The following is a 21,647-nucleotide window of genomic DNA, read 5'->3' as shown; positions in this document are numbered from 1 at the left end:
GAGGGACTTCAGTCCCGACGCTTTACCGCGAAGGAAAGCGCACCACTTCGCTCGTCGCGGCTGAAGCCGCTCCTACATTCGGCAAGACGCCCGGCAATGTCGTTGCGGCATCCGCAGCCCGCCATCCCGAGTCCCGAGTCCCGAATCCCGAATCCCGAATCCCGAATCCCGCATTCTCCCCTATCATTGCGCGGATGCGCCCCGACTACATCCTGACCCTGTCCTGCCCGGACCGTACCGGCATCGTCTACCGCGTCAGTGGCCTGCTGTTCGAGCACGGCTGCAATATCCTCGACGCACAGCAGTTCGGCGACGAGGAGAGCGGTCGCTTCTTCCTGCGCGTGCATTTCGACGTGCCCGCCGACGGCATCGTCGCTGCGGTGAAGGTGCAGCTGGCGCCGCTCGCCGCCGACTACGCGATGGACTGGCAGCTGCACGATGCGCGGCGCCGCGCGCGCCTGCTGGTGCTGGTCAGCAAGCAGGGCCACTGCCTCAACGATCTGCTGTTTCGCGCGCATAGCCGGCAGCTGCGCGTGGACATCGCCGCGGTGGCGTCCAATCACAATGATTTCGCCACGCTGGCGCGCTCGTACGACGTGCCGTTCCACCACCTGCCGGTCGGCGCCGACAACCGCGCCGAACAGGAAGCGCAGCTGCTGGCGCTGGTGGAGCGCGAGCGCATCGACCTGGTGGTGCTGGCGCGCTACATGCAGATCCTGTCGCCGACGCTGTGCGCCGCGCTGGCCGGGCGCGCGATCAACATCCACCACAGCTTCCTGCCCAGCTTCAAGGGCGCGCAGCCGTACCACCAGGCGCACGCGCGCGGGGTCAAGATCATCGGCGCCACTGCGCACTACGTCACCGGCGATCTCGACGAAGGCCCGATCATCGAACAGGACGTGGCCCGCGTGGACCACGCGATGACCCCGCGCGACCTGGTGCGCCTGGGCAGCGACACCGAGTCGCAGGTGCTGGCCCGCGCGGTGCGCCGCCATGTCGAGCATCGCATTCTGCTCAACGGGCATCGGACGGTGGTGTTTCGGTGAGGCCGGGATTGGGGATTGGTGATTCGGGATTGGGAAAAGCGGCTTGACGGACTACCGTTTCAGCCGTGGCGCTGCCGGCTCTTGCGAATCCCCAATCCCCAATCCCGAATCACGGCTCAAACCGATACCCCGCCCCATACACCGAGCGCACCCACTCTTCGCCGCCGACGTCGGCGAGCTTGCGGCGCAGGTTCTTGACGTGGCTGTCCACGGTGCGGTCGGTGACGATGCGGTGGTCGGCATACAGCCGGTCCATCAGCTGTTCGCGCGAATACACCCGGCCCGGGGCGGTGGCCAGGGTGCGCAGCAGGCGGAACTCCACCTGGGTCAGGTCCAGGTCGCGGCCATGCACGCTGGCGCGGCAGGCGTCTTCGTCGATGCGCAGGCCCGGCGCTGTGGCGTCGTTGGGATCGTGGCGATGGCGGCGCAGCACCGCCTGCACCCGCGCCACCACCTCGCGCGGACTGAACGGCTTGCAGATGTAGTCGTCGGCGCCGATCTCCAGGCCGAGCAGGCGGTCGATCTCCTCCACGCGCGCGGTGACCATGATCACCGGCACCGCGCTTTCCTTGCGCAGGTCGCGGCAGATTTCCAGGCCGTCGCGGTTGGGCAGCATCAGATCCAGCAGCACCAGGTCCGGCTTCTGCGCGCGGAACGCGCCCAGCGCCTGCGCGCCATCGGCGATCCAGTCGTGCGAATAGCCGGCCGCATGCAGGTATTCGCGCATCACCGCGGCCAGGCGCGGTTCGTCTTCGACGATCAGGATGTGGCCGATCGGATCCAGGCCGTTCATGCCGGCAGCGCCGGCAGGCGCAGCACCACGCGCAGGCCGCCGAGCGCGGAGGCCTCGGCGTTGATCGAGCCGCCATGCGCCTCGGCGATGTTGCGGCAGATCGCCAGGCCCAGGCCGCTGCCGCCGCTGGCGCGGTTGCGCGAGGCCTCGGTGCGGTAGAAGCGTTCGAACAGGCGCTCGCGCTTGTCCGCGTCCACGCCCGGTGCGCTGTCCTCGACCACCAGTTCCAGCACCGTGTCGCGACGCACGCAGCTGACCTGCACCGTGCCGCCGGCATCGGTGTAGCGCAGCGTGTTCTCCAGCAGGTTGCCGAGCAGTTGCTGCAGCCGGCGCTCGTCGCCGTCCACCTGCAGCGGGCCGGCATCGATCTGCACCTGCAGCTGCAACGGCGCGGCGGCGAAGCGCGCCTGCACGCCGGCCAGCACCGTGGCCAGGATCAGCGCCAGATCGACCGGCGCGCGCCGGTAGGCGAGCGCGCCGACGTCGGTCAGCGAGACGTCGTACAGGTCTTCGATCAGCTTGCCGAGCTGGCCGACCTGCTGGTGCAGCGAGCCCAGCGAGGCCGGGGTCATCGGCCGGATGCCGTCCTGCAGCGCTTCCAGTTCGGCGCGCAGCACCGCCAGCGGCGTGCGCAGTTCGTGCGAGATGTCGGCCATGAACTCGCGGCGTGCGCGTTCGTTGTGTTCCAGCGCCTGCGCCAGCAGGTTGAAGTCGCGCGCCAGCTGGCCGAATTCGTCGCGCGCGCCGGTGTCGATGCGGGTGGCGTAATCGCCGGCAGCCAGGCGATGGGTGGCGCCGGTGAGGCCGCGCATGCGCCGCAGCAAGGCGCGCGACAGCAGCCAGCCGAGCAGCGCGGCGACCAGCAGCGAGGCGCTGCCGATCGTCCACCACGCGCGTTGCTGCGCCTGGTAGAAGCGCGCGTCCTCGGCCGCCAGCACCTTCTGGAACGGCAGCATCGCCATCCAGCCGACGGTGCGGCCGTCGACCACGATCGGACGCAGGATGTCGTCGCGGCCGACATCGGGATTGCCGATCACCGAGCGGTAGTTCTGGTCGAGCACGGCGAAGCGGAAGACCGCGCCGGTCTGGTCGGACACCGGCGGCGGCAGGCGCGGCAGGCCGGGGCCGTGCTCCGGGCGCATCAGCACGAACCAGGCATCGGGGTTGTCGCGCACGAAGTCCCAGTTGCCATGCCGCGCGTACTCGGCCCTGACCCGCGGCAAGGTCTCCAGCATGCGCTCCACGCCCTGTTCGTTGAGGTAATCCAGGAACTGGCGCTTGAGGAAGACCTGCACGGCCATGCCATTGACCAGCAGCACCGCCACGCACGCGGCGAGGATGGCGAGGAACAGCTTGGCGGTGATGCCCAGTTTCATCGGAGAGGCAATGCGGGACGCGGCGACGGGGGTGTTGCGTATTAGCCGCGTCGCCGCAGGGGAAATCAAGCGAATCCGCGCCGCTGCCGGCAATCTCCAAATTTGCTGCACATTCGCGCCGTAGCGTGGCCACATTCGGATAAACCGTGAGTTCGCCGCATGCTGCCCGTCGTCGCCCGTCGCTTCCCCGTCTCGTCCTCGCGCTGGTTGCTGGCCGCGGCCATCGCCGCGACAGTGGCCGCGTGTTCCTCCAAGCAGCCGCCGCAGATGCCGCAGGCGCAGGTCGGCGTGCAGACGGTGAAGGCGCAGCGGCTGGCGCTGGACCAGACCCTGTCCGGCCGCACCGTGGCCTACATGACCTCGGACGTGCGCCCGCAGGTCGGCGGCATCCTGCGCAAGCGCCTGTTCACCGAGGGCCAGGACGTCAAGGCCGGGCAGGTGCTGTACGAGATCGATCCGGCCAGCTACCAGGCGGCGTACGACACCGCCAAGGGCGACCTGGCCCAGGCCGAGGCGGCGGTGCTGTCGGCCAGGCCGAAGGCGCAGCGCTACCAGACCCTGGTCGCGCTGGACGCGGTCAGCAAGCAGGACGGCGACGACGCGGTGGCCACGCTGCGCTCGAACGAGGCGGCGGTGGTCGCGGCCAAGGCCTCGCTGCAGACCGCGCGGATCAATCTCGACTACACCCGCATCACCGCGCCGATCGACGGCCGCATCGGCACCTCCAGCTACACGCCGGGCGCGCTGGTCAGCGCCGGCCAGAGCGACGTGCTGGCCACCATCAACCAGCTCGATCCGATGTACGTGGACGTGACCCAGTCCAGCGCGCAACTGCTGCAGCTGCGCCGTCAGCTCGACGCCGGCCAGCTCAAGGCGGTGGACGGCAAGGCCGAAGTGAAGCTGCAGCTGGAGGATGGCAGCACCTACGCGCGCAGCGGCACGCTGGAAGTGGTGGATGCCGCGGTCGATACCGCCACCGGCACGGTCAAGCTGCGTGCGGTGGTGCCCAATCCCGATCGTCTGTTGCTGCCGGGCATGTACGTCAAGGCGGTGCTGTCGATGGCGGTGGACGAGCAGGCCATCCTGGTGGCGCAGCAGGCGATCAGCCGCAACAGCAAGGGCGAGGCGGTGGCGCTGGTGGTCGGCAGCGACAACAAGGTCGCGCAGCGCGTGCTGACCACCGGCGATGCGATCGGCGACAAATGGGTGGTGCGCGACGGGCTGAAGGCCGGCGACAAGGTCATCGTGCAGGGCCTGCAGAAGGTCGCGGTCGGCGACCAGGTCAAGGCGGTGGAAGTGACCTCGGCCGCCGCGACCGCCACGCCCCCCGCGGCCACCCAAGGCGCCGCGGCGGCGCCGAAGGCCGACTGAGGAACCGCCATGGCCCGTTTCTTCATCGACCGTCCCATCTTCGCCTGGGTCATCGCAATCGTCATCACCCTGGCCGGCGCGATCTCGATCCTGTCGCTGCCGCTGGAACAGTATCCGGACATCGCTCCGCCTTCGATCACCGTCAGCGCCACCTACACCGGCGCCTCCGCCGAGACCGTGCAGAACTCGGTGACGCAGATCCTCGAACAGCAGATGACCGGCCTGGACAACCTGCTGTACATGTCCTCCAGCAGCAGTTCCGCCGGCAGCGCCTCGATCACCCTGACCTTCGATTCCGGCACCGATCCGGACACCGCGCAGGTGCAGGTGCAGAACAAGGTCTCGCAAGGCGAGTCGATGCTGCCCGAGGCGGTGCAGAGCAATGGCGTGACCGTCACCAAGTCCGCCGGCAGCAGCATGTTCATGGTGCTGGCCTTCACCTCCGAAGACGGCAGCATGGACAGCACCGACATCGGCGACTACATGGTGTCCACGCTGCAGGACCCGATCAGCCGGCTCAATGGCATCGGCGGGGTCAACGTGTTCGGCTCCGAGTATTCGATGCGGGTGTGGCTGGATCCGGAAAAGCTGCGCACCTATGCGCTGATGCCCTCGGACGTGAGCAACGCGATCTCGGCGCAGAACGCCGACGTCTCCTCCGGCGCGCTCGGCGCGCTGCCGGCGGCGCAGGGCCAGCAGCTCAACGCCACGGTCACCTCGCGCAGCAAGCTCAAGACCCCGGCGCAGTTCGAGGCGATCGTGCTGAAGTCGCAGGCCGGTGGCGCCACCGTGTACCTGCGCGACGTGGCGCGGGTCGAACTGGGCTCCAAGTCGTATTCGTCCAGTTCCAAGTACAACGGCAAGGCCGCCTCCGGCATGGGCCTGCAGCTGGCCACCGGCGCCAACGCGCTGGACGCGGCCAAGGCGGTGGAGGCCAAGCTGGAGCAGCTCAAGCCGTATTTCCCCGCCGGGCTCAAGTACGAGGTCGCCTACGACACCACGCCGTTCGTGCGCATCTCCATCGAGGAAGTGGTCAAGACCCTGCTCGAGGCGATCGTGCTGGTGGTGCTGGTGATGTACCTGTTCCTGCAGAACTGGCGCGCCACGCTGGTGCCGGTGATCGCGGTGCCGGTGGTGCTGCTGGGCACGTTCGGCGTGCTGGCCTTGCTCGGCTATTCGATCAACACGCTGACCATGTTCGCGATGGTGCTGGCGATCGGCTTGCTGGTGGACGATGCGATCGTGGTGGTGGAGAACGTCGAGCGCTTGATGAGCGAGGAGGGCATGTCGCCGCGGCAGGCGACCTATACCTCGATGGGGCAGATCACCGGCGCGCTGGTCGGCATCGCCCTGGTGCTGACCGCGGTGTTCCTGCCGATGGCGTTCTTCGGCGGCGCCACCGGCGAGATCTACCGCCAGTTCTCGGTGACCATCGCCGCGGCGATGCTGCTGTCGCTGCTGGTGGCGCTGACCCTGAGTCCGGCGCTGTGCGCCAGCCTGCTCAAGCCGATCGCGCAGGGCGGCCACGTGTCGCGCAAGGGCCTGCTCGGGCGCTTCTTCAACTGGTTCAACGACCGCTTCGACCGCGGTGCCGATGGCTACGGTCGCGGCGTGGGCAAGCTGATCGGCCACCGCAAGCTCGGCGGGCTGGTCTATCTGGGGCTGCTCGCGGTGATGGCGCTGCTGTTCTGGCGCCTGCCCAGCTCGTTCCTGCCCGAAGAAGACCAGGGCATGCTGATGGTGATGTTCACCACGCCGGCCGGCGCCACCCAGCAGCGCACCCAGCAGTCGATCGACCAGGCCACCGGCTTCATCCTCAAGCAGCCGGAAGTGGCGGGGGTGATGACCATCTCCGGCTTCAGCTTCGCCGGCAGCAGCCAGAACTCGGGCATGGGCTTCATCAAGCTCAAGGATTGGGCCGAGCGCGATGCCTCCGCGCAGGAGATCGCTAACCGCATCACCGGTGCGATGATGGGCGCGCTGCCCGACGCGCAGGTGTTCGCGTTGTCGCCGCCGGCGATCAACGGCCTGGGCACCAGTTCCGGCTTCACCCTGGAACTGCAGGACGTGGCCGGCAAGGGCCACGACGCGCTGGTCGCCGCACGCCAGCAATTGCTGCAGCTGGCCAACGCCGACAAGGGCATGACCGCGGTGCGCTTCAACGGCCTGGAAGACGCGCCGACCTACCGCGTGCAGATCGACGACGCCAAGGCCGGCGCGCTCGGCCTGGACGCGTCGGACATCAACACCACGCTGGCCACGGTGATGGGCGGCAGCTACGTCAACGATTTCCTCAACAACAACCGGGTCAAGCGCGTCTACGTGCAGGGCGAGGCGAGCGCGCGCATGCTGCCCAGCGACATCGGCCGTTGGTACGTGCGCAACAGCAGCGAGGCGATGGTGCCGTTCTCGGCCTTCTCCAGCAGCGCATGGGCGTATGCGCCGCAGGTACTGAATCGCTTCAACGGGGTCGAGTCGATGGAGATCACCGGCAGCGCCGCCAGCGGCATCAGCTCCGGCGACGCGATGAACGGCATCGCCGGGCTGGTCGGCAAGGTGGGCAAGGATGTCGGCTACGCCTGGTCGGGCATGTCCTACCAGGAGCAGGCTTCCGGCGCGCAGACCTGGATGCTGTACGCGGTGTCGCTGGTGTTCGTGTTCCTGTGCCTGGCGGCGCTGTACGAGAGCTGGTCGATCCCGATCTCGGTGATGCTGGCGGTGCCGGTGGGCATCGTCGGCGCGCTGCTGGCGACGTGGCTGCGCGGGTTGTCCAACGACATCTACTTCCAGGTCGGCCTGCTGGCGACGATGGGCCTGGCGGCCAAGAACGGCATCCTGATCGTCGAGTTCGCCAAGGAACTGGAAGAGAAGGGCCAGCCGCTGATCGAAGCCACGCTGCATGCCGCGCGCATGCGTCTGCGGCCGATCCTGATGACCTCGCTGGCGTTCATGCTCGGCGTCCTGCCGATGGTGATCAGCAGCGGCGCCGGTTCGGGCGGGCGCCATTCGCTGGGCACCGGCGTGCTCGGCGGCACCCTGATCTCGACCATGCTCGGCATCTTCTTCGTACCGCTGTTCTACGTGATCGTGCGCAGTCTGTTCCCCGGCAAGCGGGCCGAACCGGAACCGCTGCGCAGCGAGGAGGCAACGCCGTGATCCGAGTGTCCCTGATCCGTACCGCGCTGGCCCTGGCCTGCGCCGGTGTCCTCGCCGGCTGCGCCAGCATGGCGCCGAGCTACGCCCGTCCCGACGCGCCGGTGCCGGCCACCTTCGCCGACAGCGGCACCGGTAGCGGCGATGCCGCCGACGTGGCCACGCTGGACTGGCGCCAGGTGTTCCTGGACCCGCGCCTGCAGCAGGTGATCGCACAGGCGCTGGACAACAACCGCGACCTGCGCGTGGCCGTGCTCAACATCGACAAGGCGCGCGCGCAGTACCGCATCCAGCGCGCCGACCTGTACCCGTCGGTGGACCTCAGCGGCAGCCAGAGCGCCTCGCGCAGCAGCGCATCCACCAGCAGCAGCGGACGCTCCGAAGTGGGGCGTACGTACTCGGCCGACGTCGGCATCAGCAGCTGGGAACTGGACCTGTTCGGGCGCATCCGCAGCTTGAAGAACGAGGCGCTGGAAACCTATCTGGCCACTGCGCAGACCCAGCGCAGCACGCGCATGAGCCTGGTCGCCGAAGTCGCCGCCGACTGGCTGACCGTGGCCGCCGACCAGCAGCGGCTGGCGCTGGCGCAGCAGACCCTGGACAGCCAGCGGCAGACTCTGAAGCTCACCGAGGCGCGGCATCAGGAAGGCATCGCCTCCGGGCTGGACCTGGCGCAGGTGCAGACCAGCGTGGAGAGCGCGCGTGCCGACGTGGCCACCTACACCACGCAGCTGGCCACCTCGCGCAACGCGCTGGACCTGGTGGTCGGCGCGCCGGTGACGGCGGACACGTTGCCGCAGGCGACCGCACTGGAACGCGGCGTGGCGCTGGCGCCGCTGCCGTCGCCGCTGCCGTCGCGCGTGCTGCTGCAGCGCCCGGACGTGCTGTACGCCGAGCACACGCTGAAGTCGGCCAATGCCGACATCGGCGCGGCGCGTGCGGCGTTCTTCCCGACCATCTCGCTGACCGCCTCCACCGGGCGCAGCAGCACCGCGCTGTCCAGCCTGTTCGACGCCGGCAACCGCACCTGGTCGTTCGTGCCCAGCATCAGCGTACCGATCTTCCGTGCCGGCGCGCTCAAGGCCGAACTGGACCAAGCCAAGATCAGCCGCGACGTCAATGTCGCCGAGTACGAGCAGGCCATCCAGACCGCCTTCAGCGAAGTGGCCGATGCGCTGGCCACGCGTGCGCAACTGGACGAACGCATGGACGCGCAGCGCGCCCTGGTGGATGTCACCCAGCGCAGCTACACCCTGGCTGACGCGCGCTATCGCAACGGCGTGGACAGCTACCTGGACGCCCTGGACTCGCAGCGCTCGCTGTATTCCGCGCAGCAGGACCTGATCACCCTGCGCCTGACCGAAGCCAGCAATCGCGTCACCCTGTACAAGGTGCTCGGCGGCGGTGCCGACGCGCAGAGCGGCATGCCTGTGGCGGAGGCAGGGCGTTAGCGCCTCCCCGATGCCTGTAGGAGCGGCTTCAGCCGCGACAGGCGCTACCGGTAGTGCCTGTCGCGGCTGAAGCCGCTCCTACAAAAAGCGGCATTCGGATCGAAACTGCACCGAGCCTGCAGGCCCGGTGCAGCCGCTTTTGCCAATCCCCAATCCCGAATCCCCAATCCCGGCCCCTCACCGCGCCGCGTTGGCGTTCATCGTCGCGTTGCGGCTGGCGTCCAGGTATTGCGCCGGATCGCGCATGCCGGTGGTGTGGCACTGGCCGGTGGTGTGGCCACGGTTGACCCCGCCCGGCAGCTGCGCGTTGACCTGCTCGACCACGCCGTCCTCCGGGTCGTCCAGCACCAGGTCCGACGCCGCGTTGCAGTAGTCGTTGGTGTACCAGTTGGTCTTGGCGAAGGAGGTGGTGTAGTAGTTGACCAGCGCCCGCGCCGAGGTCGGGATGCCGGCCAGCCAGGCCTTGGCGCCGTCGTAGGTCAGGTCGCTGTTGCTGCCGCAGCCCACGCCGAACCACGACCCCACCGTGGCCAGGATGCCGGACAGGTTGGTGCCCTGGTACGGCGTGCCCACCGACTGCATGACGCGCCCGCCGCTGGCATTGTCCAGCCCGCTCCAGTAGTAGCTGTACAGGTGCAGCGCGGCCATGCCGCCCTGGCTGTGCGCCACCGTGCCGAACGAATTCCACTGGCTGCCGAACTGCCCCAGCAATTGCGCGAACTGGTCGTTGCTGCGGTTCTGGTTGGCGTCCAGGAAGGTCGAGGCGTTGCTGAACTGCGCCGCCGGCCACACCCCGCCGGAGCAATAGCCATGCACCAGCACCAGGCGCTTGCCGGTCGCCTGCGCTTGCGCATCGGTCGCCGCGCGCTGCAGCGTCGCCGGGCGCTCGCCCATGCGCATGCTGGCGTCGATCGCGCCGCCGCGCGCCACGCTGCTGCGGCGCAGCGCCGGCAGGGTCAGCGCCAGCGTGTCGCGGGTGGCCAGCGGCACGAAATGGTCCGGGTCCTCGATACGCAGGTTGCGCAGCGTGAACGGCGCGCGCGCGCCGGCACGCACGATCCAGCGTTCGTCCACGCTCAGCGGCAGGCGTCCGTTCTGCGGCGCGAGCATGCCGCCGAGCCAGGCCACCGGCACCGCGCTGCCGTCGCGGCCGGTGCCCCACAGTTCGCCGAGCACGCGGTAATGCGCCGGCGCCTGGCCGCTGGCGCTGACCGGGATCGGCAGCGCCAGGCGGGTGCCGTCCTGTGCGCTGGCGCTCACCGCGTCGGCGGCGATGCGCAAGCTGGTGTCGAGCACCGGCAGCACGTGTTCGGAGGTGCGCACGAAGGCCTGGCCGGCCGCGTCCTCGCCGTGCACCACCACCTGTGCTAGATAGCTGCCTGGCGCCTTTGCCGGGAAATCGCCGGCATAGACGCCGTCGCCGGCGGCGCCGTCGCCATGGCGGCCGTCGTCGGCCATCGGCCACTGTGTCACCGTGCCGTCGGGCGCGGTCACGCGCAGCTGCGCATCGCGGATGTGTCCGGCAGTGGCGCCGAGCGTGGTGGCGCCGTGGCTGTCGCTGCCGCCGAGCATCGCGGTCAGGCCGATGCGTTGCCCGCTGTGCAGCTGCCGGCGGTCGCTGGGATAGGACGCCAGCTGGGTGCGCGCATCGCCTTCCATCAACAGGTAGCCGCGTTGCGCCGCGCTGCCGTCGGCGCGCAGGGTCAGCGTCCAGCTGCCGTTGGCGGCGCTGTCCACGCGGTACTCGCGCCCCGGCAGCGCGGTGTCGCCACTGCCCAGGCGGGTGGCGACCGCGTTCGGCACGATGGCGGCGGCGCTGGCGCGCGCGTTCGCCGCGCCGGGCGCATGCAGCTGCGGTTGCCAGTCGTGCGTGCCGGACAGCAGCACGAAGCGCAGCTTGCCGTTTTCCACCGGCAGCGTCGCCTGCCATTGCGCCGCCTCGCCGCTGCGTGCGGAAGCGAATTCCACCGGCAGCAACGCGCTCTTGGACAGGATCGCGGCCTCGGCCGGCGCCGGCGCGCGCATCTGCGCGAATTCCTCGGGAGGACCGGCCAATTGTTTGGGAACCAGCTCGGCCGCATGCGCGAGCATGGGCGACAGCAGCAGCGTGGACAGCAGGGACAACGTCGGTAGCGTCGACATGGCGGCTCTCTCCTTGAACAGTGCGAAGCCGGACAGTGCGGCGATCGCGATTGCGATCGCACGCCTGCGCAGCGGATGCAGCGCCCCCTCGCCGCGACGTGACTGCGTTATACCCCGCCACGATGACAGTTCCACGATGCGCTGCAGCACCGCCGCGCGCGTTGCGTTGTGGTGCAGACGCGGCGGATGGTCTAGTGTCTGCGCTGGGGCGGCACCACGGTGCCGGCGGGGATGCTGGAACAGCCAGGGGGATGTCCGGATGCTGCGCAATGCACTGCATTTGTCTATTTTTTGCGCCGCGCTGGCGCCCGTCGCGGGCCTGGCGCAAGCGCCTGCGCCGACCCGCAGCGCGTTCGCCTTCTGCAGCGTGACCGACACCGGCGGGGTGCCGGCCAAGGTCTGGGCCTCGCCGGTCGTCGAAGTGTCCTATCAAGACGACGCCACCGGCTGGCTGCGACGCAGCAACGAGCTGGCCAGCGATTTCCTGCAGCATGTGGGCAGCCTGGGCGGGGCCGGAACCAAGGAATGCGCGCTCGGTCCCGGGCGCGAGGAAGCGCTGGCGCAGCGCGAGCAGCAGCGCGCCATATGGAGCAAACGCCTGTTCCTGATGAAGGTGGGCAGCTGGCGCGACGTGGACTGGACGCCGCCGCCGTGGGATGCCGCCGCCAAGCCGCCGGCGCAGACCACGCGCTATTTCTATTGCTACGCGACCCAGGTCGACATTCCCGATCGCAGCGATTTGGCGCACACCGTCGCCAGCCAGATCTTCGCCATGCCCACCGGCGCCGATCCGATGGCGGTCTATGAGCAGAGCGCGGCGTACGCCGAAGAATTCAAGCAGACCGTGCGCGCGCACGGCCAGCCGGACGAGGGCACGACCTGCACCGCGTACGACACCCAGGCCGAAGCGGCCAAGGCCAGTCGCGACTACCGCAGGCTGTTCGGCGGGTTCAACACCAAGTTCACCGAAGTGGCGTGGATGCCGAGCGGGCGGACGCCCGCCGCGGTTGCTGCTCCGCCGACCTCGCCGTCCGCAACGCAGATCGTGGCCGCTGCGGCGGCAGCACCCAGAGCGCTGGGAGTGGGTATCGCGCCGGTCACCGCGGAAGTGGCGCAGGCCACCGGACTGCCTGCCGCGCGCGGCGCATGGATCGTGAAGGTGCTCGATGGCAGCGTCGCCATGCACGCCGGGATCAAACCGATGGACGTGTTGCTGGAGATCGACGGCCGGCCTGTCGGCGCCCCTCGGGACGTACCGCCCCTGGTGGCTGGGCTACGCGCAGGTATTCCGGTGCCGGCGCAGATATGGCGCGATCGCCGCATGCAGCAACTGAGCCTGCTGTTTGCAGACGGCACTGCCGCTGCGGTGCCCGCGCAAGTGCCCGCAGCCGCTGCGGCAACGACGGAGTGAGTCGCGCTCGCCTGTAGCGCTGCAGGAGTGCTTTGCCGTCTGCGGCGTGTTCGTCGCATCAGCCCGCGACGCGCAGCGCGGTGCGGCAGGGCAGGCCTGCTCCCCGGGACCGGCGCATCAACCAGGCGCTGCGCGGCGATGCCCGCGAACGGGCATGTCGGGCACTCCTGCCGCTGCGATGCCCGGCGTGCAGCACGCCGGGCATCGTCGGCTCCAATCGCTTGCTTACGCCGCCTGCGCCTGCTGCGCGCGCAGCTGCCGCGCCGCCGCCACCATCGCTTCCAGCGCGCTGCGCGTCTCCGGCCAGCCGCGGGTCTTCAATCCGCAATCCGGATTGACCCACAGCTGCTGCGGATCCAGCACCGCCCGCGCCTTGTCCAGCAGTTGCACCATCTCCTGCGTGTTGGGCACGCGTGGCGAGTGGATGTCGTACACGCCCGGGCCGATCGCGTTCGGATAGCGGAAGCGCACGAACGCGTCGAGCAGCTCCATCCGCGAGCGCGAGGTCTCGATCGAGATCACGTCCGCATCCATCGCCGCCACCGCTTCGATGATGTCGTTGAACTCCGAGTAGCACATGTGGGTATGGATCTGGGTGGCGTCGCGCACCCCGGCCGCGGCGATGCGGAAGCACTGCACCGCCCAGTCCAGGTACGCCTGCCAGTCGGCGCGGCGCAGCGGCAGGCCTTCGCGGATCGCCGGCTCGTCGATCTGGATCACGCCGATGCCGGCCGCCTCCAGGTCGCGCACCTCGTCGCGCAGCGCCAGTGCGATCTGCCGGCAGGTCTGCGCGCGTTCCTGGTCGTCGCGCACGAACGACCACTGCAGCACCGTCACCGGCCCGGTCAGCATGCCCTTCATCGGCCTGTCGGTCAGCGACTGCGCGTACTGGGCCCAGCGCAGCGTCATCGGCGCCGGCCGCTGCACGTCGCCGTAGATGATCGGCGGCTTCACGCAGCGCGAGCCGTAGCTCTGCACCCAGCCATGCTTGGTGAAGGCGAAACCGTCGAGCTGCTCGCCGAAGTATTCGACCATGTCGTTGCGCTCGAACTCGCCGTGCACCAGCACGTCCAGCCCGATCTGCTCCTGCGTGCGCACGCAGCGCTCGGTCTCGGCGGCCAGGAACGCGTCGTACTCGGCATCGCCGAGCTTGCCGGCCTTGTGCTGCGCGCGCGCCTGCCGCACCTGTGCGGTCTGCGGGAACGAGCCGATGGTGGTGGTCGGGTAGGCCGGCAACCGCAGCGCCGCCTGTTGCGCGTCGCGCCGCTGCGGATATGGCGATTGCCGGCGTCCGGCGTCCTCGCCCAGCGCCGCCACCCGGCGCGTGACTTCCGGACGATGCACGCGCGCGGATGCGCGCCGCGCCTCCAGCGCTTCGCGCGCCGCGACCAGTTCGGCCTGCGCGTGCGGCAGCTCGTGCAGCGCGTCGGCCAGCGTGCGCAGTTCCTGCAGCTTCTGCCTGGCGAAGGCCAGCCAGGCGTACAGCTCGCGGTCCAGCGCCTTTTCCTGTTCCAGATCCACCGGCACGTGCAGCAGCGAGCACGACGGCGCCAGCCACAGGCGTTCGAGGCCGACATGCCCGGCCGCGTAGCGCGCCAGGGTCAATGCATTGTCCAGCGGCGTGCGCCACACGTTGCGGCCGTTGACCAGTCCGGCCGACAGCACCCGGTCGGCCGGCAACGCCTGCAGCACCGCGTCCAGCTGCGCCACGCCGCGCACCAGGTCCACGTGCAGGCCGTCCACCGGCAGCGCCGCGGCCAGTTCCAGGTTGTCGCCCAGTTCGCCGAAGTACGTTGTCAGCAGCAGTTTCGGCCGCGGCGCCTGGGCCAGGAACGCATAGGCGCGGCGATAGGCGTCGCGCGCGGCCTCGTCCAGGTCCAGCACCAATGCCGGCTCGTCGATCTGCACCCAGTTGGCGCCGGCCGCGTCGAGCTGCTGCAGCAGCTCGGCGTAGACCGGCAGCAGGCTGTCCAGCAGCGCCCAGCGGTCGCTGCCGTCCACGGTCTTGGACAGCAGCAGGAAGGTCACCGGCCCGATCAGCACCGGGCGCGTGGTGATGCCCAGCGCCTTGGCTTCCAGGAACTCGGCCAGCGGCTTGTCGCCGCGCAGGCGGAAGTGCTGGCGTCGTGCCAGTTCCGGCACCAGGTAGTGGTAGTTGGTGTCGAACCACTTGGTCATTTCCAGCGCGTGCAGGTCCAGGCCGTCCTCCTGCGAGCCGCGCGCCATCGCGAAGTAGCCGGCCAGCGGATCGGCATCGGCCAGCGCGCGGTAGCGCTGCGGGATCGCATCGAACAGGAACGCGGTGTCGAGCATCGCGTCGTACAGGCTGAAGTCGTTGCTGGGCGGCAGATCCACCCCGGCTTCGACCTGCAGCCGCCAATGCCGCTGGCGCAGCTGCCGCGCCGTGTCTTGCAGGCTTGCCTCATCCGTTTCGCGGCGCCAGTAGCTTTCCAGCGCACGCTTGAGCTCGCGCCGCGCACCGATGCGCGGGAAGCCCAGGTTGGTCACGATCGTCATTTGCGTTTCCTCATTGCGTTCATGGGCATTGAGGAACGAAGGAACCGCGCGCCGTCCGCCCGTTCGCACGGGACGCCCGCCACGCCAGCGACCTTCGCCCCCGCGGGCGAACCGGCGCCACGCGGGCAGGCGGAAGAGCGCGGCGCGGCGCAGGGCCACGGCACGGCTTCCGGCCGCCTCCCCGCGGAGGCGCCAGGTCGAATCGGAGGACGCACAGGTCCTCCGGCCGGGGCCGGTATTCGGGCTGATGGACGAGCGCACCGTGCCGGCTGCGCACCTACTGTCCGTCGCTTCCCAGGCCGGCATGCGCCGGCCCAGTGCCATTGACGGAGGTCGTTTCCATTCACCGCTGCGGGGCAGCTCCGGAATGGGCAGGCGCTTGCGGCGCCGGCCTTCACCGGATTCCCGTTTAAATCCATCCCTTCATCCGAATGAAGCGATGGATACCTTCGGCGAGCGCACGATAGGCCGGATGCGGCGGTTGGTCAAGCGCCAAGTGAATTTGCGGGCGTGCATCGGCAGCGTTCATGGCGAACGTGTAAGCTATTGATCCCAAAGCCAATGCTCTCACGCTTCCGCCGCAGGCGGGAGCGCAGCACCGCCGCGCCCGATGACGCTTTCGCTTCCTGCTCCCGCCCTGTCCGCGGCCTACGCCGCCTCCCTGCGCCTGTCCGTCGCGCCGATGATGGACTGGACCGACCGCCACTGCCGCGTGTTCCACCGGCTGCTGGCACCGTCGGCGCGGCTGTATACCGAGATGGTGCACGCCAACGCGGTGGTGCTGGGCGATCGCGCGCGTTTGCTGGGCTTCGATGCGGTCGAGCATCCGTTGGCGCTGCAACTCGGCGGCAGCGATCCGGCGCTGCTGGCGCAGGCGGCGCGGATCGGCCAGGAGTGGGGCTACGACGAGATCAATCTCAACTGCGGTTGCCCGTCCGACCGGGTCCAGGCCGGGCGCTTCGGCGCCTGCCTGATGCGCGAGCCGGCGCTGGTCGCCGAGTGCGTGGCGGCGATGGTGCAGGCGGTGGACATCCCGGTCACGGTGAAGTGCCGGCTGGGCGTGGACCAGGACGACGACTACGGGGTCTTCCTCGCTTTCGTCGACCAGGTCGCCGCCGCCGGCTGCCGGCTGTTCGTGGTGCATGCGCGCAACGCATGGCTGCAGGGCCTGTCGCCGAAGGAGAACCGCGAGGTACCGCCGCTGCGCTACGACTGGGCCTACCGGCTCAAGCGCGAGCGGCCGCAGCTGCAGATCGTGCTCAACGGCGGGCTGGCCGACGTGGACACGGCGCGGGCGCAGCTGCAGTCGGTCGATGGGGTGATGCTGGGGCGCGCGGCCTACCACGATCCCTACGTGCTGCACCGGCTGGATGCGGCCCTGACCGGCGCCGCGCCGCGGCCGCGTGCCGAGTTGCTGCGCGCGCTGCAGCCGTATGTCCAGGCGCGCCTGGCCGACGGCGTTGCGCTCAAGCACATCGCCCGCCATCTGCTTGGCCTGTTCCACGGCCAGCCCGGTGGCCGCGCGTTCCGCCAGGTGCTCAGCGAGGGCGCGCACCGGCCGGGCGCGGATTGGGCGCTAGTGGAACAGGCGTTGCTCATGACCACGGGGACACCGCAGGTCGCAGCGTAGTGATGTCCGGAGGGGTCGCCATTCGTCCGCGCTCCGCTCCCGGGTCCCCAACGCAAGCTGTCCTGACAGACGCTACACCTCCCTTTTGGATGCGCGTTCAGTTACTTTGTTCAGCTTCCTGCGGCAGCCGGTCCCCCTACCAGCGGGAGCGGCAGACCCTTGCCGAGGCGGGGCTGAGGGGCGTCGACAAGCGCCCGCCGGCGCGGCAGCGCGAGTTCATTTCACTGAACGAAGGCGGCCGTGGCAGGAAAAGTTCAGATCGGATTCACCCCGAAAAATCAAGAATTTGGCTCGATTTTGCGAAGTCGCTGCGCCGCTGCCAGGTGTCGCGTTTCACAACTTTTGAACGTTTCCGATCAGTCCGTTAGGATGCCACCTCGTGACCTCGCCCACTCTCCGCCGCTGCCGTACCACTGCCGTGATCGCACTCGCGCTCATGGCGGCCGGCCATGGCTGGGCGCAGCAGCCGGGTCCGCCGGGTCCGCCAGGGGGGCCGCCGATGGCGCCAGCCCGCGAGGCGCCCCGGGCGCGCGACTACAACGGCAGTTCGCTGTCCGATGCGGTGCGCCGGGTGCAGCGGTCTACCGGTGGACAGATCCTCGGTGCCGAGCGCGTGCCGTTCGACGGGCGCGACATCAATCGCGTCAAGTACATGGATGGCCGCGGCCGCGTGCGCTACATGGACGATCCGCAGCCTGGCCGCGCCACGCCGCCGCGCGTGCCGCGCCCGAGCGATGCGCAGGAACCACCACGCGGCGATAACCCCTGAGCCCGGATAGTCTGGTTCAGCTTGTCATACACACTGCCCCGGCCGCCGGCCATCTGTAAGTAACTAGGGAGAGTTCATGCGTATCCTTCTGGTCGAAGACGAAGCTCCGCTGCGAGAGACCCTGGCTGCTCGCCTGAAGCGCGAAGGCTTTGCGGTGGATGCGGCGCAGGACGGCGAGGAAGGCCTGTACATGGGCCGCGAAGTGCCGTTCGACGTGGGCATCATCGATCTCGGCTTGCCGAAGATGTCGGGCATGGAGCTGATCAAGGCGCTGCGCGACGAAGGCAAGAAGTTCCCGGTGCTGATCCTCACCGCGCGTTCCAGCTGGCAGGACAAGGTCGAGGGCCTGAAGCAGGGCGCCGACGACTATCTGGTCAAGCCGTTCCACGTCGAGGAGTTGCTGGCGCGGGTCAACGCGCTGCTGCGCCGCGCCGCGGGCTGGAGCAAGCCGACCCTGGAATGCGGGCCGGTGGCGCTGGATCTGGCGGCGCAGACGGTCAGCGTCAGCGGCAGCAACGTCGATTTGACCAGCTACGAATATAAGGTGCTCGAGTACCTGATGATGCATGCCGGCGAACTGGTCTCCAAGGCCGACCTCACCGAGCACATCTACCAGCAGGACTTCGATCGCGACTCCAACGTGCTGGAAGTGTTCATCGGCCGTTTGCGCAAGAAGCTGGATCCGGACGGCGAACTGAAGCCGATCGAGACCGTGCGCGGTCGCGGTTACCGGTTCGCGATCCCGCGCACCGAAGGCTGATCCCACGCGCCTGCGACGAGCAACCGAAGGACGCGACAGCGTGGCGGCACGGCCCAAGTGGTACAAGCGCTGGCGCCCGCGTTCGTTGCAGGCGCGCCAGTTGCTGGCCGCCAGCCTGAGCCTGGTGGCGTTCCTGGCCGCGGCCGGCTATGCGCTGGACCAGGCCTTCGCCGACACCGCGCTGAGCAACCTGCGCGAGCGCCTGAAGAGCTACGCCACCGCCTACGCCAACAACGTCGACGTGGCGCGCGACGGCTCGCTGTACATCAACAACGACAAGCCGCCGCCGGACCCGCATTTCGACCGGCCGGGCAGCGGCCTGTACGCGCAGATCGTGATGCCCAACGAGCGCTGGATCTCCATGTCCAGCGAGGGCCCGCTGCCGCCCAGGGGCGGCATGCTCGAACCGCGCCAGGAAACCTTCGACGGCCCCTGGCCGATGACCCAGATCGACGGCAGCGAAGGCGAGGTCTACCGCTACGGCATCGGCCTGGCCTACGTGCGCCGCGACAAGGAAACCCCGGTCACCATCTACATCATGGAGGACACCCGCGCGCTGGGTGCGCAACTGCGCGTGTTCCGCGGCCGGGTGTGGTTCAACCTCGGCGGCGCCGGGCTGATCCTGCTGCTGCTGCAGGCCTTTATTCTGCAATGGAGTCTGCGCCCGCTGCGACGCGTGATCAACGAACTGACCAAGGTGCAGCGCGGCGAAGCGGTGCGCATGGGCGATCGCCATCCGCGCGAGCTGGAACCGCTGACCGACAGCATCAACGCCTTCATCGAGAGCGAGCGCGAGAATCTGGACCGCCAGCGCAACACCCTGGCCGACCTGGCGCATAGCCTGAAGACGCCGTTGGCCGTACTGCGCACCCAGCTCGACAGCGGCAACGACGGCCCGGAGCTGCGCGAGGAACTGGACGCGCAGTTGCGGCGCATGAACAACCTGGTGACCTACCAGCTCAGCCGCGCCGCTTCCAGCGGCCACAAGCTGTTCTCCGCGCCGTTGCCGATCGAGCCCAATGCCGAAGAGATCGTGCGCGGCCTGGAGAAGGTGTACGCTGCCAAGGGCGTGCTGTGCGAGTTCGACATCGAGCCGAGCGCGCGCTTCCACGGCGAACCCGGCGACCTGCAGGAACTGCTCGGCAACCTGCTCGAGAACGCCTTCAAGTGGGCGCGGCGGCGGGTGCTGCTGAGCGTGCGTCCGGCGCCGGCGGCCGGCAGCCGCCGCGCCGGCCTGGTGATGTCGGTGGAGGACGATGGCCCCGGCATCGCACCGGAGGAAGTCGCGCACATCCTGCAGCGTGGCGTGCGCGGCGACGAACGCGTGCATGGCCACGGCATCGGCCTGGCCATCGTGCAGGACCTGGTCAAGGGCTATCGCGGCGAACTGCAGGTAAGCCGTTCCGAGGAACTGGGCGGCGCGCGCTTCCTGGTGACCATGCCGCCGGGCCTGTAGCAGCCGGTGCGTGCGCTGCAGGTGAATCCCGCGCAAACGCCGCGGCGGTTTCCGACATCGGCTTAACGCCCGCGCCAGGCAGGCGCGGATACTGCGCGAGTCGTCACACCCGGTTTTTCCGTTCAAGGAGCGCCGCATGCCCGAGCCCCGGCATCGTCCCGTATCGCGTCTGCGCGTGCATGGGCGCCGCGCGTTGCGCAACACGCAGCGGCTGTTGCTCTCGCTGTTGCTGGTGCTGTTCACCGTCGGCGCCATCGCCGGCAGCCAGAAGGTGCTGGAGCGCGACGATGCGCGCTGGCTGCAATCGATGACCACCGGCCTGGACAGCGCCAGCGTATCGCAGCTGCAGCGCGACGGTCGCAAGCGCTTCCTGCGCGATCAGTTGCAGGCCTCCAGCGGCGACGCCGCCCTGCCTGCCGCGGTGCGCACGCAACTGGACGGCTACGAGGCCTTGCATACGCCGGTGCAGGAGCTGCTCAAGCAACTGGACGCGCGCCAGCAGTACATCAAGGCGATGCCCGACGGCGAGGCCAAGGTCGCCGCGAAGAAGGCCTTGCAGCAGCGCGCCGATGCGTTGCTGGCGCAGGCGCGGCAGGCGCAACTGCTGCGCGCGGTGTATTCGCGCGACCAGCTGCGCGAGCAGATGGTGTGGTTCTGGCTCAACCATTTCAGCGTGTTCGCCGACAAGGGCCGCCTGCACTGGACCGTCGCCGACTACACCGACAACGCGATCCGCCCGCATGCGCTGGGCAAGTTCTCCGACCTGGTGATGGCGACGCTGCAGAGCCCGGCCATGCTCGAATATCTGGACAACGCGCAGAACGCCAAGGGCAAGGTCAACGAGAACTACGCGCGCGAACTGATGGAGTTGCACACGCTGGGCGTGGACGGCGGCTACAGCCAGCACGACGTGCAGCAACTGGCGCTGATCCTGACCGGTGTCGGCATCGCTCCGCCCAACCGCGACGCGCCGCCGAAACTGCCGCCGCCGCAGCAGGCGCACTACCTGCGTCGCGGCGCGTTCGAATTCAATCCGGCGCGGCACCAGCCCGGCGACAAGACCCTGCTCGGCCAGCGCATCGCCGGCGGCGGTTTCGACGAGGTCGAGCGCGCGGTGCAATTGATCGTGCGCCAGCCGGCATGCGCGCATTTCGTGTCGCGGCGCCTGGCCGAATATTTCGTCGCCGACGATCCGCCGCCGGCGCTGGTGGAGAAGATGGCGCGCGCCTTCCAGCGCAGCGATGGCGATATCGCCGACGTGCTGCAGGTGATGTTCACCGCGCCGGAAATGGCCGCCGGCGCGCCGCACAAGTTCAAGGATCCGTACCGCTTCCTGGTGTCGTCGCTGCGCCTGGCCTACGACGGGCAGACCCTCGTCAATCCGCAGCCGCTGCTGGGCTGGCTGAGCCAGATGGGCGAACCGACCTATGGGCGCATCACCCCCGACGGCTGGCCGCTGCAGTCCAGCGCCTGGAACAGTTCCGGGCAGATGGCGCAGCGTTTCGAGATCGCGCGCGCGATCGGCGGCGGCAACACCCAGTTGTTCACCCGCGACGGACAGCAGCGTGGCGGTTTTCCGCAGCTGACCACGCCGCTGTACTACCAGGCGATCGAGCCGCAGCTCGGCGAGGCCACCCGCCAGGCGCTGGCGCAGGCGCGTTCGCAGCAGGAATGGAATGCGTTCCTGCTGGCATCGCCCGACTTCAACTATCGCTGATCCGGTCCATAGCGCTGGGTGCGGCGATCGCCGCCGCATCCAGCGATCACGGAGG

General features: G+C 69.1%; 14 protein-coding genes and 1 riboswitch. Of the genes, 10 read left to right on the top strand and 4 right to left on the bottom strand.

Annotated elements, in window-relative coordinates:
- Positions 1-194: 194 nt before the first annotated feature.
- Positions 195-1,046, top strand: a complete 852-nt coding sequence (purU, locus tag H9658_RS21675; protein WP_191826912.1) for a formyltetrahydrofolate deformylase — start codon at positions 195-197, stop codon at positions 1,044-1,046.
- A gap of 109 nt (positions 1,047-1,155) precedes the next feature.
- Here purU and H9658_RS21670 read toward each other — a convergent pair whose 3' ends face one another.
- Both H9658_RS21670 and baeS read right to left on the bottom strand, forming a co-directional pair.
- The gene (locus tag H9658_RS21670) at positions 1,156-1,839 is read right to left on the bottom strand and encodes a response regulator (RefSeq protein WP_191826911.1); all 684 of its coding nucleotides are present in this window, start codon (positions 1,837-1,839) and stop codon (positions 1,156-1,158) included.
- Positions 1,836-3,215, bottom strand: a complete 1,380-nt coding sequence (gene baeS / locus H9658_RS21665) for a sensor histidine kinase efflux regulator BaeS (protein ID WP_191826910.1) — start codon at positions 3,213-3,215, stop codon at positions 1,836-1,838. Before baeS ends, H9658_RS21670 begins: the two co-directional genes overlap by 4 nt.
- A gap of 159 nt (positions 3,216-3,374) precedes the next feature.
- Between baeS and H9658_RS21660 the strand changes: the two genes are divergently transcribed.
- Genes H9658_RS21660 through H9658_RS21650 form a run of 3 tightly spaced genes read left to right on the top strand, consistent with a single transcriptional unit; the run spans position 3,375 to position 9,190 of the window.
- On the top strand, positions 3,375-4,586 hold the full coding sequence (locus H9658_RS21660) for an efflux RND transporter periplasmic adaptor subunit (protein ID WP_191826909.1): 1,212 nt from the start codon (positions 3,375-3,377) through the stop codon (positions 4,584-4,586).
- Positions 4,587-4,595: 9 nt separating this feature from the next.
- On the top strand, positions 4,596-7,742 hold the full coding sequence (locus H9658_RS21655) for an efflux RND transporter permease subunit (RefSeq protein WP_191826908.1): 3,147 nt from the start codon (positions 4,596-4,598) through the stop codon (positions 7,740-7,742).
- Positions 7,743-7,747: 5 nt separating this feature from the next.
- Positions 7,748-9,190 (top strand): efflux transporter outer membrane subunit, encoded by a 1,443-nt coding sequence (locus H9658_RS21650; protein ID WP_406848153.1) that lies wholly within the window; start codon positions 7,748-7,750, stop codon positions 9,188-9,190.
- Between the two features lie 177 nt (positions 9,191-9,367).
- On the opposite strand, the gene H9658_RS21645 is transcribed toward H9658_RS21650, so the two are convergent.
- Entirely contained in the window at positions 9,368-11,332 is a 1,965-nt protein-coding gene (locus tag H9658_RS21645; protein WP_191826907.1) for a choice-of-anchor X domain-containing protein, read from the bottom strand.
- A 367-nt stretch (positions 11,333-11,699) separates the two neighbouring features.
- On the opposite strand from H9658_RS21645, the gene H9658_RS23235 reads away from it, so the two are divergent.
- Positions 11,700-12,743 (top strand): S1C family serine protease, encoded by a 1,044-nt coding sequence (locus tag H9658_RS23235; RefSeq protein WP_318241515.1) that lies wholly within the window; start codon positions 11,700-11,702, stop codon positions 12,741-12,743.
- Positions 12,744-12,968: 225 nt separating this feature from the next.
- On the opposite strand, the gene metE is transcribed toward H9658_RS23235, so the two are convergent.
- On the bottom strand, positions 12,969-15,260 hold the full coding sequence (metE, locus tag H9658_RS21635; protein WP_191826905.1) for a 5-methyltetrahydropteroyltriglutamate--homocysteine S-methyltransferase: 2,292 nt from the start codon (positions 15,258-15,260) through the stop codon (positions 12,969-12,971).
- A gap of 213 nt (positions 15,261-15,473) precedes the next feature.
- Positions 15,474-15,727, bottom strand: a riboswitch (cobalamin riboswitch).
- A gap of 143 nt (positions 15,728-15,870) precedes the next feature.
- Between metE and dusA the strand changes: the two genes are divergently transcribed.
- The 5 genes from dusA (at position 15,871) to H9658_RS21610 (ending at position 21,592) form a co-directional block, all read left to right on the top strand.
- Entirely contained in the window at positions 15,871-16,890 is a 1,020-nt protein-coding gene (gene dusA, locus H9658_RS21630) for a tRNA dihydrouridine(20/20a) synthase DusA (protein ID WP_191826904.1), read from the top strand.
- A 436-nt stretch (positions 16,891-17,326) separates the two neighbouring features.
- Positions 17,327-17,659 (top strand): hypothetical protein, encoded by a 333-nt coding sequence (locus H9658_RS21625; protein ID WP_369916706.1) that lies wholly within the window; start codon positions 17,327-17,329, stop codon positions 17,657-17,659.
- Between the two features lie 76 nt (positions 17,660-17,735).
- Positions 17,736-18,419 carry a response regulator transcription factor gene (locus H9658_RS21620; RefSeq protein ID WP_003469280.1) on the top strand — a complete coding sequence of 228 codons (684 nt, stop codon included), beginning with the start codon at positions 17,736-17,738 and terminating at the stop codon, positions 18,417-18,419.
- A gap of 85 nt (positions 18,420-18,504) precedes the next feature.
- Positions 18,505-19,875 (top strand): ATP-binding protein, encoded by a 1,371-nt coding sequence (locus H9658_RS21615; RefSeq protein WP_179570531.1) that lies wholly within the window; start codon positions 18,505-18,507, stop codon positions 19,873-19,875.
- 136 nt (positions 19,876-20,011) lie between these two features.
- Entirely contained in the window at positions 20,012-21,592 is a 1,581-nt protein-coding gene (locus H9658_RS21610; RefSeq protein WP_191826902.1) for a DUF1800 domain-containing protein, read from the top strand.
- Positions 21,593-21,647 lie beyond the last annotated feature (55 nt).

Origin of the sequence: Xanthomonas bonasiae (assembly GCF_014836395.1) — a bacterium.
GTDB lineage: Bacteria > Pseudomonadota > Gammaproteobacteria > Xanthomonadales > Xanthomonadaceae > Xanthomonas_A > Xanthomonas_A bonasiae.
The sequence above is the reverse complement of the archived record's forward strand: the minus strand, read 5'-3'. Positions and strand labels throughout refer to the sequence as shown.

Bases quoted from the DNA above. Each gene is read 5' to 3' on its own strand.
- H9658_RS21670 (WP_191826911.1), bottom strand. From the start codon at position 1,839: ATGAACGGCCTGGATCCGATCGGCCACATCCTGATCGTCGAAGACGAA.
- dusA (WP_191826904.1), top strand. From the start codon at position 15,871: ATGACGCTTTCGCTTCCTGCTCCCGCCCTGTCCGCGGCCTACGCCGCC.
- baeS (WP_191826910.1), bottom strand. From the start codon at position 3,215: ATGAAACTGGGCATCACCGCCAAGCTGTTCCTCGCCATCCTCGCCGCG.
- metE (WP_191826905.1), bottom strand. From the start codon at position 15,260: ATGACGATCGTGACCAACCTGGGCTTCCCGCGCATCGGTGCGCGGCGC.
- purU (WP_191826912.1), top strand. From the start codon at position 195: ATGCGCCCCGACTACATCCTGACCCTGTCCTGCCCGGACCGTACCGGC.
- H9658_RS21645 (WP_191826907.1), bottom strand. From the start codon at position 11,332: ATGTCGACGCTACCGACGTTGTCCCTGCTGTCCACGCTGCTGCTGTCG.
- H9658_RS21660 (WP_191826909.1), top strand. From the start codon at position 3,375: ATGCTGCCCGTCGTCGCCCGTCGCTTCCCCGTCTCGTCCTCGCGCTGG.
- H9658_RS21625 (WP_369916706.1), top strand. From the start codon at position 17,327: ATGGCGGCCGGCCATGGCTGGGCGCAGCAGCCGGGTCCGCCGGGTCCG.
- H9658_RS21655 (WP_191826908.1), top strand. From the start codon at position 4,596: ATGGCCCGTTTCTTCATCGACCGTCCCATCTTCGCCTGGGTCATCGCA.
- H9658_RS21620 (WP_003469280.1), top strand. From the start codon at position 17,736: ATGCGTATCCTTCTGGTCGAAGACGAAGCTCCGCTGCGAGAGACCCTG.
- H9658_RS21610 (WP_191826902.1), top strand. From the start codon at position 20,012: ATGCCCGAGCCCCGGCATCGTCCCGTATCGCGTCTGCGCGTGCATGGG.